This is a genomic window from Variovorax sp. AB1(2024) (assembly GCF_037482385.2).
Taxonomy (GTDB): domain Bacteria; phylum Pseudomonadota; class Gammaproteobacteria; order Burkholderiales; family Burkholderiaceae_C; genus Variovorax.
The window spans coordinates 3,079,950-3,092,432 of record NZ_JBBHKP020000001.1 but is presented as its reverse complement, the minus strand read 5'-3'; the positions used below and the strand labels follow the sequence as shown (position 1 = coordinate 3,092,432).

The 12,483-nt window shown below is 64.9% G+C and carries 15 protein-coding genes and 1 tRNA gene; 1 reads left to right on the top strand and 15 read right to left on the bottom strand.

The window, feature by feature from the left end:
* Positions 1-94: 94 nt before the first annotated feature.
* The 4 genes from WIX39_RS14385 to WIX39_RS14370 form a co-directional block, all read right to left on the bottom strand.
* Positions 95-1,504, bottom strand: coding sequence for a CsgG/HfaB family protein (locus WIX39_RS14385; protein ID WP_081266676.1), 1,410 nt, complete (start codon positions 1,502-1,504; stop codon positions 95-97).
* A 16-nt stretch (positions 1,505-1,520) separates the two neighbouring features.
* On the bottom strand, positions 1,521-2,030 hold the full coding sequence (locus tag WIX39_RS14380; protein ID WP_081266767.1) for a hypothetical protein: 510 nt from the start codon (positions 2,028-2,030) through the stop codon (positions 1,521-1,523).
* 131 nt (positions 2,031-2,161) lie between these two features.
* Positions 2,162-2,368: a hypothetical protein gene (locus WIX39_RS14375; RefSeq protein WP_081266675.1), complete on the bottom strand. Its 207-nt coding sequence runs from the start codon at positions 2,366-2,368 to the stop codon at positions 2,162-2,164.
* Positions 2,365-3,789, bottom strand: a complete 1,425-nt coding sequence (locus WIX39_RS14370) for an EAL domain-containing protein (RefSeq protein WP_106934934.1) — start codon at positions 3,787-3,789, stop codon at positions 2,365-2,367. Before WIX39_RS14370 ends, WIX39_RS14375 begins: the two co-directional genes overlap by 4 nt.
* Positions 3,790-4,191: 402 nt before the next feature.
* Between WIX39_RS14370 and WIX39_RS14365 the strand changes: the two genes are divergently transcribed.
* Positions 4,192-4,620 (top strand): hypothetical protein, encoded by a 429-nt coding sequence (locus tag WIX39_RS14365; RefSeq protein ID WP_409195267.1) that lies wholly within the window; start codon positions 4,192-4,194, stop codon positions 4,618-4,620.
* Positions 4,621-4,677: 57 nt separating this feature from the next.
* Here WIX39_RS14365 and WIX39_RS14360 read toward each other — a convergent pair whose 3' ends face one another.
* From WIX39_RS14360 to infC, 11 genes are all read right to left on the bottom strand, one after another.
* Positions 4,678-4,938, bottom strand: a complete 261-nt coding sequence (locus tag WIX39_RS14360) for a hypothetical protein (RefSeq protein WP_081266673.1) — start codon at positions 4,936-4,938, stop codon at positions 4,678-4,680.
* A 121-nt stretch (positions 4,939-5,059) separates the two neighbouring features.
* A complete protein-coding gene (locus WIX39_RS14355; RefSeq protein WP_106934935.1) occupies positions 5,060-5,758 on the bottom strand; it encodes a Crp/Fnr family transcriptional regulator in 699 nt (232 codons plus the stop codon).
* A 204-nt stretch (positions 5,759-5,962) separates the two neighbouring features.
* Positions 5,963-6,193 carry a hypothetical protein gene (locus WIX39_RS14350; RefSeq protein WP_172839801.1) on the bottom strand — a complete coding sequence of 77 codons (231 nt, stop codon included), beginning with the start codon at positions 6,191-6,193 and terminating at the stop codon, positions 5,963-5,965.
* A 233-nt stretch (positions 6,194-6,426) separates the two neighbouring features.
* Positions 6,427-6,503: transfer RNA gene (locus tag WIX39_RS14345), tRNA-Pro, on the bottom strand.
* Positions 6,504-6,529: 26 nt separating this feature from the next.
* On the bottom strand, positions 6,530-6,997 hold the full coding sequence (locus tag WIX39_RS14340; protein WP_081266643.1) for a MerR family transcriptional regulator: 468 nt from the start codon (positions 6,995-6,997) through the stop codon (positions 6,530-6,532).
* Between the two features lie 72 nt (positions 6,998-7,069).
* Positions 7,070-7,447 carry an integration host factor subunit alpha gene (locus WIX39_RS14335; RefSeq protein ID WP_081266764.1) on the bottom strand — a complete coding sequence of 126 codons (378 nt, stop codon included), beginning with the start codon at positions 7,445-7,447 and terminating at the stop codon, positions 7,070-7,072.
* Between the two features lie 5 nt (positions 7,448-7,452).
* Positions 7,453-9,894: a phenylalanine--tRNA ligase subunit beta gene (pheT, locus tag WIX39_RS14330; protein WP_409195266.1), complete on the bottom strand. Its 2,442-nt coding sequence runs from the start codon at positions 9,892-9,894 to the stop codon at positions 7,453-7,455.
* Positions 9,895-9,935: 41 nt separating this feature from the next.
* Complete coding sequence (gene pheS, locus WIX39_RS14325) at positions 9,936-11,012, bottom strand: phenylalanine--tRNA ligase subunit alpha (RefSeq protein WP_081266641.1); 1,077 nt, start codon at positions 11,010-11,012, stop codon at positions 9,936-9,938.
* A 112-nt stretch (positions 11,013-11,124) separates the two neighbouring features.
* Positions 11,125-11,484 carry a 50S ribosomal protein L20 gene (gene rplT, locus WIX39_RS14320; RefSeq protein WP_012747009.1) on the bottom strand — a complete coding sequence of 120 codons (360 nt, stop codon included), beginning with the start codon at positions 11,482-11,484 and terminating at the stop codon, positions 11,125-11,127.
* 24 nt (positions 11,485-11,508) lie between these two features.
* Positions 11,509-11,712: a 50S ribosomal protein L35 gene (gene rpmI / locus WIX39_RS14315; RefSeq protein ID WP_007832497.1), complete on the bottom strand. Its 204-nt coding sequence runs from the start codon at positions 11,710-11,712 to the stop codon at positions 11,509-11,511.
* A 151-nt stretch (positions 11,713-11,863) separates the two neighbouring features.
* Complete coding sequence (gene infC, locus WIX39_RS14310; protein WP_106934938.1) at positions 11,864-12,475, bottom strand: translation initiation factor IF-3; 612 nt, start codon at positions 12,473-12,475, stop codon at positions 11,864-11,866.
* Positions 12,476-12,483 lie beyond the last annotated feature (8 nt).

Here is a 12,483-nt window from a genome sequence, read left to right as displayed (position 1 = left end):
TTTGGATCGGATGACTGACTCGATCCCGAAGGGGACCGATCTGGAAACGTGATGCGTTGTGGTGGTGGTGGTGCGGTTGAGGACTCGGTGTCGGTTACTTCCCTCCGGTTGCGTTCTCCTCGCGGACCGTGCGGGCCGGTCCACCCCTCCCCGCGCCCTGCACGCGGAGCTTGGCGATCTCCTGCAAGCCGGGACCGTCGCGATGGATCGACGTGTCCGCCTTGTCAGGCCGCCATGTGACGTTGATGCCGCCGGGGGCGATTCCGCGCGACGCGAGCGCGGACGTGACCACGCCGATGCGCTGGTCGGTCAACATGTCGCGCTTGCCGGCGTCCCAGTTCTCGGTGTCGCGCGCCACGAGCACGACTTCGGTCGCGCCCTTGGCGGCGGCCGCGGCGATCTGGTCGAGCAGGTTCAGCGTGCCGCCCGTGAGCGCGGCGGCGCCGAACTCGAACGGGATCTGCACGCTGGAGCCCGACAGGCTGGCGCCGGTCTGGCTGGCCGCGTTGACGGCCTCGCCCTGCTGCACCGGCGTGCCGGCCGAATCGACCAGCGGGTTGGCGACCCTGCGCAGCTTCTCGGCCGGCACCATCTGCAGCTGGTCGTTCATGCGCATGCCCAGGCAAGGCTCGGGGTCGACCTTGGAGACGGCGGCCACCAGGCGCACCACGCCCTCTTCGAGCGCGGCACGCACGCCCATCTGCACGGGTTCCTGCCCCTTGGCGCCGACGTCGATGTCGTACAGCTTGCTGCCGAAGAAGCGGAAGACGTTGAAGCCGACCTCGTAGCCGTTGAACTGCTTGGTCAGGCTGATGGTCTTGACGATCATCAGCGTCTTGGTGTCGACGATGCGCAGGTCCACGCCCACCGACTGGCTGAAGGTGCGCGCCTTGATGCCCACCTGGTTCACCGCGACCTCGGCGCCGCCGGAGTTGATGTTGTAGTTGAGCTCGGTGATGCCGCCGACGATGAAGTAGTCGGACTTGTTGATGGAACCGCCGAAGTACGGCAGCCACGGCACCACCTGCCCGCCGTTGGGGCCGGCGAGCTGGTGCGTGCGGCCATCGCCGAGCTGGCGGCGGTCGGCATAGCCGAGCTCGCGTTCGGCGATGACGGGGTCGAAGCGCTCGGCCACCTGCACCGCGCCGCCGAGCTTGCCGAGTGCCGAATACACCATCAGCGCGCCGCCCTGCGTGATGGCATTGCCTTCGTTGATGCTGTACTTGCCGGTGTAGTCCTTCACGTCGCCCACGGTGATGACGATGGGCGGACGCTGCATGGCGGCCACGTGGTCGCCGAAGCAGGCGAGCACGGGCTCCATCGGCGTGATGTTCTCGCGCACGGCTGGGCCGAGGACGATGGGCGCCTCTTTCGGCGCAAGCTGCTGCTGCGGCGCGGTCACGCAACCGGCCAGGCTCATGACGGCGGCTGCCGCCAGCAGGCCGCGCGACGCGGCCGTCTTCTTGACGCGCGGCAATGCGCGGATCGACTCGAACGTGATCATTCTTTCTTCTTCCCTGTCAGTTGAGCGCGCCGAATGCGCATGCCGAGCTGCCGCCGACGCTGGCGCTCTGGTTGCCGGTGTTGGTCTGGTTGGAGTTCAGGGCCTGGCTGGACCAGCCCTGCACGCTGCTGCTGGTGGACCCGTTCACGAACGAGCCGACGGTGCCGGTATTGGCCTGGCCCGTCGTCACCGTGCCCGCGCCGCCATAGCCCGTGTTGGCATTGCCCGTGGAATTGGCGGCCGGTCCGCTGGTGCTGGGCGAATTGGCGACCGTGCTGTTGGTGCCCTGGTTGCCCTGTGCCGTGGCCGTGATGTCGCAGTTGTATTGCTTGCCGACGTAGTTGTTGGTGGTGTAGTTGGCCGCCCCATAGCTGCCGGCCTTCTTGCGCTGGATCATGTCCTGCACCGCGGCCTGGTTGGCCTTGTCCGCGGAGGTCTGGAACTGCCAGGCGCTGTTCTCGCCCACGTTGTTGGCCGAAGCCCCCACTGCCGCGACCACGAAGAACGCATGCACACCCACTTGCATGAAGTGCCTGAGCGAAACGAAAGACAAGCGCTGGCGCAACCGGAGGTGTCGCGCGCCGGGGGGAACCTGGACGAGTTGGGTAGGCATAGGATTTCTGCGGGAGAGAGGAAACGTTGAAGGGGGAAGCGGTGTCATGCGCGCGTCGTGCTGCGCGCATCGGGCATGCGCAACGCGGCTTCGAGCGCCAGGTACTGGGCCTTGGCGACGATGTCGTCCGCACTCGCGTTGTCCGAGTGCATGACGCATTGCTGCATCAGGTCTTGCACTGCGCGTTGCAGCTGGAGCAGCTCGGTGTTCAACCGGGCAAGGCGAAGGTGCAGGTCCGTAGGCATGTTCATGAGAAGTCCACCTGTTGGCGCCGGGCGGCGGGCGCCTCGGCCTGGCTTTGCGGCTCGCTGCCGCGAACGCTGTAACCCTGAAGCCACTGCGCGCCCGCGGCCAGGGCGACGTGCACGTCGTCCTCGCGCTCGACGCCGTCGACCACCACGTGCGTCGCGAAGTGGCTGCACAGCGAGACCATTCCCTGCAGGCACTCGCGGCCGAAGGCGCTGCTGCGTGCACGGCGCAGGAAGGAAGCGTCGAGCTTCACGATGTCGGGGCGGCAGGCCTGCACGGCCGCCAGGTTGTCGCCGCCGCCGCCGAAGTCGCGCAGCGCGATGCGGCAGCCGCGCAACTGCAGCTGCACGCAGAAATCGCGCGCCGCCTCAAGGTCGGGCAGGCCGCTGCTGCCGGTGATCTCGATCACCAGGCGCGAGGCCAACGCAAACTCTTCGTCGAGCGCCGACAGCAGCGAAGCCCACCAGTGATCGGGCTTGGCGCTCTGCGCGCTGATGCGCACGCCGATGTGCGCCGAAGGACGCAGCCTCAGGGCTTCCATCGCGCGCCGCAGCACGAGGCGGTCGAAGGCGCGCGCAAGGCCCAGGCGCTGCAGGCATGGCAGGAACACCTCCGGCGCGAGCGACGCGGGTTCTCCGCGGCTCGGGGCGATGCGCGGGCGGCCCTCTCTGTAGAAGATGGTGGCGATGCCGCCCGCGTGCACCACGGGCTGCCATCCGAAGCTCAGCCCCTGGGCCAGCACGGCCTCGCTGACGTGCACGGCGACGTCCATGTCGGCGCGGTAGCGCTGGCGCCATCCGTCCGCCCTGCTCTCGCCCGACTCGGGGAAAGGCTGCGCGGTCCACAGCGTGAGCTCGATCTCGGCGGTGCCGAGTTCCTCGGGGGGGCGCACCTCGATCCAGTCGGCATGCAGCTGCGCCATTGCGGCGATCCCGCCGGCGCGCACCGGCTCCGCGCCGAGTTCGGCCAGCAGCGTCTCAAGCTCGCGGCTCACGGACGAGCCGGCGCGCACCGTGCCGGCCGCGAAGGCATCGTTGGCCCAGAGCAGGAAGCAGTCGTCGCGCAGGCGGGCGAGATCGGTCTCGGCCGAACACAGGAAATTCGCGCACAGGCGGCGCTGGATCTCGCGGCTGGCGCTCGACGCGAAATCTTGTCCGTAGGCCTCGGCGAGGTGCGGCAGGTTCGCGATGAAGACGTAGGCGCAAGGCCTGTGCCGCGGCTGGCGCGCGAAGAGCTCGGCGGGCACGGTGGAAACGAAGGGCACCGAGTCCGCATAGGGAATGCGCATCGTGTCCTGCGCGTCGCTCGCGTCGCGAGGCGGGCGGTCGTTTGCCGCGTCGCCCGTCGCCGACGCACGCGGTGCCCAGCCGGCGGGCAGGTCCGCGCCGAGAGGCCAGGTTGTCAGCGGAGAGAGAGCAGGCATTGCATCCTCGGTCGAAAATTTCTGCGTCGAAGTCACACAAGAGAAGAAAGAGCCACCGCGTTTCTTGCGGCAACAGTCGGCCATCCCACGTCGCAACGCGGGTTCGAACCGGACTTTTGGAAACTCGACGCGCAGGCGACAGCCGTCAGACGACGGGCCTTCTTTTCAGGAGGCCTCGCGATCGGCTATCGGGTCACGGCGAGGTAGTGCGCAGCGTCAGGCGGAGAACGCCTGCGCTCGCGCTGCGGCAGCTAGGAATAAGGCATGGACGTGGCCCTCGACTCATCGGCGCCACGCGTTCGTGAGGCAGACCCGCACACGGCATGGCGTGGCTTGTACGTTCGGAAGAACGGGGATCTTTGAACCATCACGTTGCAAGCTCCGTAGGACATTTGAAACAAAATGAATACTACGGATTACAGTAGCCGTTGGCATTCGCTTTCGGCCCGTGAATGTGTTCCTGCTCACATTTGTAAACAATGTTCGAAGAACACCGGACGGCTCACGGGACTGAGCTGGAGCGAGAGCGAACTGGCGCAATGGCTGTGCGAACGGCTCCAGGAGCCGTTCCGCCATCAGATCAACCGGCCGGTGTGGGCTTCAGGCCCCGGGCACGACCACATGAAGCTGGGCAACGATCACCACCGCGCCTGCGAGAGAGATGGCGCCGCCGATGAGCTTTCTGAATGTCTTCATGATGTTCTTCCAAGCTTGTCCAAGGAGAACATCGATGGTGCCGCGTTTGCCATCGCGCGTGGTTTGGCAATCTTCATGCGCGGGATAGGAAAAACATGGGCAAATGAAAATCTGCCGCAACCGTGGACTGCGTGAGAGAGTCCACGACCGCATCCCAAAGCCCGCCTTGCGCGGGCTTTCTTCATTTGAGCCTCAGTGCAGCTGCATCCGCGCTTCGACGTCGAGCAGCGAAATCCGTTCTCTCGCGAACTGGCTGGCCCGCAGCCGCACACGTGCCAGCGCGGCTTCCAGCGACGGCTGCTGCATGAAGACCAGAACGCCCCACTTGAGCCCCTGCAGGCTCAATTCGGCGACACCCGCGTAGCGGCCATTGGTGGTTTGCTTGATATCGATCCGGCTCGACCACCCGTCGGGCAGTTCGACCAGAAGTTGTTGTTGTTGCGTTGAACTCATGCGCCGAGAATAGGCCGCGGGCAATGTCACACCAAGGAATTAGTTCCTTGGTATGAGAAGAAGATTTTTCTAATGGCGCGATCGTTCTCTCGCCTTCCTCGTCTCCCGCCGCCCCTACGCACTACACGCGCTGGCTGCATCCGGTCGATGTACCGGATACCCGAGGCGGCGCCGGAGCCTCCACGAGTTGCGGCAGCACATGAATTCCGTCCTCGTCGCGTCGCACGAGCCCCCTGCTCTCCAGATTGCGCATCGTCTTGTTGACCACCTCGCGCGAGAGCCCCGAGTAAGAGGCGATCACCGACTGCGTGATGCGCCTGTCGTAGCTGCCAGCACCTGCTGGTGCCAAGTGGGTCAACTGCTGAAGCACGCGGCTCACCAAGTCTTCGGTCGGCAGTTCCGACACGCTGCGCATCTGCCCACGAATGCCGGACATGCGATTCATCGCAAGCCCCAGGAGACCGAGCGCCACCTCTGAATGCTTCGCGCACAACTCGCGCAGTGCGGCGGCCGGAACGAGGTACACCGACGACGGCAGCACCGCGATCAAGCCCTGCCTGGCTTGGTACCTGTCCTCGCTCAAGGATGGGCCGAGGAAGAAGTCGTCGGGACGAATGAAATCGGTCGTGACGTCCGTGCCATCGCCGCCGCCCGGGGCCGCTACGCGCAGCAGGCCATTCGCGACACAGTAGATGTGGCTTGTCCAATCACCGGCAACGAGAACCGGAGCGTTGCGCCGGTATGAGCGCAGTTCGCTGGACTGGACGAGCGCGTCGCGCTCGAGGGTGGGCAACTTGGCAAGAAGTGGATGCAGGTACATGACGGGAAGCGGTCTCCGGGCCGCCGCGACGTTGGCGTCGCAAGGCGGATACAGAGAGTGCTGGCTCGTCATCCACGGACTTGACCGGACGTCTCACTCCGGAGACTGGCCCTCTTCCGATTCGGTACTTTTTGACAGTTCTCGGCGATATCTAGCCGGAGCCCTTCAAGAAGAGCGCTATCTATGCGTGCAGAAAAGCCTGCATCACTCCCGAGCGCTTGAGATCCACTCCCGCACGAAGTGCGCGGCCCGCGCACATGCGCGCTCGAAGGCGCCGTCCCAGGTCAGTTGCTGGGTGATGACCAACGCGCACTTCTGCACACCACTGAGGCTCAGCCTGGCAATGCCGGCATAGGAGCCATGAAGGGTGCGGACGATCTCGAAATCAGCAGTCCAACCATCGGGCAGGTCAAGAATGTGGGTTGGTGCTCTCATCATGGTCTTGAGGATAAAAGGCACCGTCCCATAGGCACAGGAACTAGTTCACAAGCGCCAATCTGCTCGTCGAGCATTGCGCACAACCTTTGCCAATCGTGAAAAACATCTCGTCCAAGACTGAGGGCGTCAGTTCCACCGCAGGTCCAGGCCGGGTGAACCTCTGCTCGTCACGCGCAAAGAAAAACGGCCTACGCCTTGTGAGCGTAAGCCGTTGTTCCATCTACTGATTTTGGTCGGTGTGAAAGGATTCGAACCTTCGACCCCTTGCACCCCATGCAAGTGCGCTACCAGGCTGCGCCACACACCGAAGCTCTCAATTATAGCTGTGAAAATTCAGTGTCCGACAGTCAGCAGCTCACGAATTTCAAAGAGTTCGCGTCGAAGGTTCAGCAACTGCGACAGATCGGCCATCTTCGGCGCAGCGGCAGCCACGGGTGCCGGCGCGTCCTGAACGGCCGCATCGAATTCTTCCTGTTCGATCTCGATCGCTTCCATGCCTTCGAGCGGCAGTTCGCCACCGGCCTTGCGGCGATCGCGCTCACCTTGCACCAGTTCTTGCAGCTTGTTGCGTGCACCGCTGATGGTGAAGCCCTGGTCGTAGAGCAGGTCACGGATGCGGCGGATCATCAGCACCTCGTGGTGCTGGTAGTAGCGGCGGTTGCCGCGCCGCTTCATGGGCCGCAGTTGCGTGAACTCCTGCTCCCAATAGCGCAGCACGTGCGGCTTGACGCCGCAGAGCTCGCCCACCTCACCGATGGTGAAGTAGCGTTTGACAGGAATCGGCGGGAGCGTTTTCTCCATTGAAATCAAGACTGTGCGCGGGAAACCTTAGAGATTACTCTACGCAAGCGCGCAGCACCAAGCACTATTCATTCACTCGGTGCCAAGGCTCCACTCGACTTCGGTCGCCGCACCGCCCTGCGGCTCGATGCTGCCGTGAATCTGTTCCTTGAGCTTGGCGCTCGCGTGGAAAGTGGCCACGCGGCGCTCACCGATCGGAATGGCTTCGCCGGTACGCGGATTGCGCCCCGGCCGCGGTGCCTTCACGCGGATCTGGAAGTTGCCGAAGCCCGAGATCTTCACGTCCGTGCCTTCGATGAGGCTCCTTGCCACGAGCTCGAAGAACGCCTCGACCATGTCCTTGGACTCACGCTTGTTCAGGCCGATCTGCTCGAACAGCAGGTCTGCCAGGTGCGCCTTGGTGAGCGCAGGCGTTTCCAGGGCCTCGAGCGTGAAGTCGGCAGCATTCATTCTCTTCACCCCCTCAAGCGGCCGCCGAGCTTGGCGCCCAATTGTTCGACGATGGCACGCACCGCAGGCTCGACCTGCTCGTCCGTCAGCGTGGCGCTGTCGCTCTGGAAGCTCAGGCGCACCGCCATGCTCTTCTCGCCCTGTGCCAGCGCGCCCGGCGCAGCCACGGCGCCATCGCGCAGCGGCTGGGGACGGTAGATGTCGAACAGCGTCGCATCGCGCAGCAGGCCCTGCGCAGCCGTGGCCGCGCGGATGGTCTGCATCAGCGCGTCGTGCGTGACGGCTTCGGCCACGACGACGGCGATGTCGCGCTCCACGGCCTGGTGCTTGGGCACCGGCTGCGCCACGGGCACGGGGCGCGCCGTCACTGCGTCGAGATCGAGTTCGAACAGCACCGGCGCCTGGGCAAAGTCCCACTTCTGGCGCCAGCGCGGATGCAGTTCCCCGACGAAGCCGATGGCCTTGCCGTCGACCAGCACGCGCGCCGAACGGCCCGGGTGCAGCGCGGGATGTTCGGCTGCCTCGAAGCTCGGCACCAGCGGCGCGAGCAATGCTTCGACGTCACCCTTGACGTCGTAGAAGTCGATGCGCTCGGGCTTGCCGTCCCAGCGCGCTTCGTCGGCATCGCCCCATGCAAGGCCCGCCACGCGCATCGGCTGATGAACGCCGCGCACGGTGCTGTCGGTGGTGGCGACACTGTCGTCGCGCAGGTAGACACGACCCAGCTCGAACACACGCACGCGCGGCGCCTTGCGATCGAGGTTGAACTTGAGCACCTGCAGCAGCGAACCCAGCAGCGACGAACGCATCACGCTCATCTGGCTGGCGATCGGGTTCAGCAGTTTGATCGGATTGGCGTTGCCGGCAAGGTCCTGCTCCCAATGCGCCTCGACGAAACTGAAGTTGATCGTTTCCTGATAGCCCAGCGCCGCAACGGCGCGGCGCACCGCAAAGCGGCCACGCTGCGCCTCGGGCCGCACACGGGCCGTGATGGGCGCGAGCGGCGCGGTGGTCGGCAGGTTGTTGAAGCCGATCAGGCGTGCCACTTCTTCGATCAGGTCTTCTTCGATGAGCAGGTCGAAGCGATGCGGCGGCGGGGTCACTGTCAGCGTGCCTTCGCCTTCGGTGATGGCAAAGCCCAGCCGGTTCAGCGCGTCGGCGCATTGCGCCTGCGTCAGCGGCATGCCGATCACGCGCGCGGCGCGCGCCACGCGAAGCGTGACGGGGACGGCCTCGGGCACGTGCAGTTTCTGGTCGTCCATCGCGCCGGCCTGGCCGCCGCAGATTTCGACGATCAACTGCGTGATGCGCTCGATGATCTGCACGGTGCGGCTCGGATCGACGCCGCGCTCGTAGCGATGGCCGGCGTCGGTCGAGAAGTTGAAGCGGCGCGAGCGGCCCTGCACGGCGGCAGGCCACCAGAACGCGGCCTCGACGTAGATGTTCCGCGTGTCGTCCGAAACGGAGGTGGCGTCGCCGCCCATGATGCCGGCGAGCGACTCGACCTCGCGGTCGTCGGCAATCACGCCGACCTTGTCGTCCACCGTGATGGTCGTGCCATTGAGCAGCTTGAGCTGCTCGCCCGCCTTGCCCCAGCGCACGGTGAGGCCGCCATGGATCTTGTCGAGGTCGAAGATGTGGCTGGGCTGGCCGTACTCGAACATCACGTAGTTCGAGATGTCGACCAGCGGCGTCACGCTGCGCTGGCCGCAGCGCGCCAGGCGCTCGACCATCCATGCCGGCGTGGCCACCTTGGTGTTCACGCCGCGCACGATGCGGCCCGAGAAGCGGCCGCAAAGCTCGGGCGCCTCGACCTTGACGGGCAGCACGTCGCTGAACGCCGGGGCCACCGGCGCGATGGCCGGCGTCTTGAGCGGCGCGCCGGTGAGCGCGGCGAGTTCGCGTGCCACGCCGTACACGCTCAGGCCGTGCGCCAGGTTGGGCGTGAGCTTGAGGGTGAGCAGCGAATCGTCGAGCTTGAGCACATCGCGCACGTCGGCGCCGATGGGCGCGTCGGCAGCGAGCTCGAGCAGGCCGCCGTGGTCTTCGCTCAGGTGCAGTTCTCGCGCCGAGCACAGCATGCCCTGGCTCTCGACGCCGCGCAGCTTGCCCAGCTTGATGAGGAAAGGCTTGCCGTCTTCACCCGGCGGCAGTTCGGCGCCGACGAGAGCGCACGGCACCTTGATGCCGACGCGCGCATTGGGCGCGCCGCACACGATGTTGAGCAAGGCGCCCTGCCCCACGTCGACCTGGCACACGCGCAGGCGATCGGCATTCGGGTGCTGCTCGGCTTCCTTGATTTCGCCGACCACGATGCGCGTGAAGGGCGGCGCGACCGGACGGCGCTCTTCGACCTCGAAACCGCCCATGGTGAGCGTTTCGGCCAGTTCGGCGCTGTCGAGGGGCGGATTGCAGAACTCGCGCAGCCAGGATTCCGGGAATTGCATCTCTTCGATCTCGATCTGGTTTTTCTATGTATGGAGGGGGCTTACTGGAACTGCGAGAGAAAACGCAGGTCGCCGTCGAAGAACAGGCGCAGGTCGTTCACGCCGTAGCGCAGCATCGTGAGCCGGTCAGGGCCCATGCCGAAGGCGAAGCCGATGTAGCGCTCGGGGTCGAGGCCCATGTTGCGCACCACGTTCGGATGCACCTGGCCCGAACCCGACACCTCGAGCCAGCGACCGGCCAGCGGGCCGCTGGCGAACTGGATGTCGATCTCGGCGCTCGGCTCGGTGAACGGGAAGAAGCTCGGGCGGAAACGCAGCACGAGGTCGTCGCGCTCGAAGAAGGTGCGGCAGAAGTCGGTGAAGACGACCTTGAGGTCCTTGAAGCTCACGTTCTCGCCGAGCCACAGGCCTTCGCACTGGTGGAACATGGGCGAGTGGGTGGCGTCGCTGTCGACGCGATAAGTGCGGCCCGGCGCGATCACGCGGATCTCGGGCGCCTTCACGGTGCCAGTGGTGTCGGCCGCCGCGGCGGCGAACTCGGCGGCGTACTTCTTGATGTGCTGATGCGCATAGCGCACCTGCATCGGGCTGGTGTGCGGACGCAGGTTGTAGGGAATGCCGTCGTCGCCGTTGATGTCGACGTAGAAGGTGTCCTGCATCGAACGCGCGGGATGGTTCGGCGGGTTGTTGAGCGAGGTGAAGCTGTGCCAGTCGCTTTCGATCTCGGGGCCGTCGGCCACGTCGAAGCCCATGCTCGAGAAGATTTCCTCGATGCGCTCCAGGGTGCGGCTCACGGGATGCAGGCCGCCCGGGATGCGGCGGCGGCCGGGCAGGCTCACGTCGAGGGCTTCGGCGCGCAGTTGCAAGGAGAGTTCTTCGTCGGCCAGTTGCTGGCGGCGATCGGTCAGCGCGGCCTCGATGGCCTGCTTGGCCACGTTGATCGCCGCGCCGCGGGACTTCTTCTCTTCGACGCTCAGCGCGGCCATGCCCTTCATCAGCTCGGTGATGCGGCCCGACTTGCCGAGGAACTGGGCCTTGGCGTTTTCGAGCTCTGCGGGCGTTTTCGCTTCGGCGAAGGCGGCGCGTGCGGTGTCGACAAGGGAGTCCAACTCGTTCATAGCAACAAAAATCTTCGAGGGGAAATAAAAAAGAGCTGGAGCCTTTTAAAGCGCCAGCCCTTGAGCCGTGGGCGCAGGAAGCCGCCCGGAGGCGGCAGCCTGCTGTGCAGAATCAAGCAGCCAGCTTGGCCTTGACCTGCTCCACGATGCCGGCAAATGCGGCCTTGTCGTGCACGGCGATGTCCGCAAGCATCTTGCGGTCGATCTCGATACCGGCCTTGCGGATGCCATTGGCGAACTGGCTGTAGGTCAGGCCCAGTTCACGCGAGGCGGCGTTGATACGCGCGATCCACAGCTGACGGAACACGCGCTTCTTGGTACGACGGTCACGGTAGGCGTATTGGCCCGCCTTCATCACCGCCTGTTTGGCGATGCGGAAGACATTGCCGCGACGACCGCGGAAACCCTTTGCGAGTGCGAGAACTTTCTTGTGGCGGGCGCGAGCCGTTACACCACGTTTGACGCGAGGCATGTGTGTACTCCTTGTTCGTCTGAGTTAAATGCCACGGCCGGGCAGCATGGCGGCGACAGAAACCATGTTGGTTTCATGCACTGCGACTGCACCACGCAGGTGACGCTTGTTCTTGGTGGTCTTCTTCGTCAAGATGTGACGCTTGAAGGCTTGACCGCGCTTGACGGTGCCACCGGGACGAACGCGGAAACGTTTTTTCGCGCTGCTCTTGGTCTTCATTTTGGGCATGTGAATGCTCCTTTAGTTTGTGCTCGTGAGGCGCCATGGATGCTCCACGGACTTGTTGGCCCCGAGACACTTCTTTATCTCGCCCCTGCCAGCCCTTCTTGCGAAGCGCGGGCAAAGGCGAAATCCCTTCAAAACCTCTCTACCGCAGACCTCAGGCCGCCGCAGGTGCAGCAGCGTCAGCCGCAGGCTTTGGCGCTCCGCCACCAGCCTTCTTGCGCCCTGGCGCGATCATCATGATCATCTGCCGGCCTTCGAGCTTCGGGAACTGCTCGACCATGATCAGGTCGCCCAGTTCGTCGCGAATGCGTTGCAGCAGTGCCAGACCCAGCTCCTGGTGCGTGATCTCGCGGCCGCGGAAGCGCAGCGTGATCTTGCATTTGTCGCCGTCTTCAAGAAAGCGCTTGATATTGCGCATCTTGATGTTGTAGTCGCCATCGTCGGTCCCGGGGCGGAACTTGATTTCCTTGACCTCGATGACCTTCTGCTTCGACTTCGCCTCGGCCGCCTTCTTCTGCTCGTGGTACTTGAACTTGCCGTACTCGATCAGGCGGCACACCGGCGGATTGGCCGCCGCGACGACCTCCACCAGATCCACGTCCTGCTCACCGGCAAGGCGCAAGGCCTCGGCAAGACTCACGACACCCAATTGCTCGTTATCCGGGCCGATCAGGCGGACTTCCGGGGCCATGATTTCCCGGTTCAGGCGGTGTTGGCGTTCCTCGCGGTGGCGGCGGTCGCGAAATGCAGTAGCGATGGTCAGAATCCTTCAAA

Excerpts from the sequence above, each read along its gene's own strand:
- WIX39_RS14385 (WP_081266676.1), bottom strand. The coding sequence starts at position 1,504 with ATGATCACGTTCGAGTCGATCCGCGCATTGCCGCGCGTCAAGAAGACG.
- WIX39_RS14380 (WP_081266767.1), bottom strand. The coding sequence starts at position 2,030 with ATGCAAGTGGGTGTGCATGCGTTCTTCGTGGTCGCGGCAGTGGGGGCT.
- WIX39_RS14375 (WP_081266675.1), bottom strand. The coding sequence starts at position 2,368 with ATGAACATGCCTACGGACCTGCACCTTCGCCTTGCCCGGTTGAACACC.
- WIX39_RS14370 (WP_106934934.1), bottom strand. The coding sequence starts at position 3,789 with ATGCCTGCTCTCTCTCCGCTGACAACCTGGCCTCTCGGCGCGGACCTG.
- WIX39_RS14365 (WP_409195267.1), top strand. The coding sequence starts at position 4,192 with ATGAATACTACGGATTACAGTAGCCGTTGGCATTCGCTTTCGGCCCGT.
- WIX39_RS14360 (WP_081266673.1), bottom strand. The coding sequence starts at position 4,938 with ATGAGTTCAACGCAACAACAACAACTTCTGGTCGAACTGCCCGACGGG.
- WIX39_RS14355 (WP_106934935.1), bottom strand. The coding sequence starts at position 5,758 with ATGTACCTGCATCCACTTCTTGCCAAGTTGCCCACCCTCGAGCGCGAC.
- WIX39_RS14350 (WP_172839801.1), bottom strand. The coding sequence starts at position 6,193 with ATGAGAGCACCAACCCACATTCTTGACCTGCCCGATGGTTGGACTGCT.
- WIX39_RS14340 (WP_081266643.1), bottom strand. The coding sequence starts at position 6,997 with ATGGAGAAAACGCTCCCGCCGATTCCTGTCAAACGCTACTTCACCATC.
- WIX39_RS14335 (WP_081266764.1), bottom strand. The coding sequence starts at position 7,447 with ATGAATGCTGCCGACTTCACGCTCGAGGCCCTGGAAACGCCTGCGCTC.
- pheT (WP_409195266.1), bottom strand. The coding sequence starts at position 9,894 with ATGCAATTCCCGGAATCCTGGCTGCGCGAGTTCTGCAATCCGCCCCTC.
- pheS (WP_081266641.1), bottom strand. The coding sequence starts at position 11,012 with ATGAACGAGTTGGACTCCCTTGTCGACACCGCACGCGCCGCCTTCGCC.
- rplT (WP_012747009.1), bottom strand. The coding sequence starts at position 11,484 with ATGCCTCGCGTCAAACGTGGTGTAACGGCTCGCGCCCGCCACAAGAAA.
- rpmI (WP_007832497.1), bottom strand. The coding sequence starts at position 11,712 with ATGCCCAAAATGAAGACCAAGAGCAGCGCGAAAAAACGTTTCCGCGTT.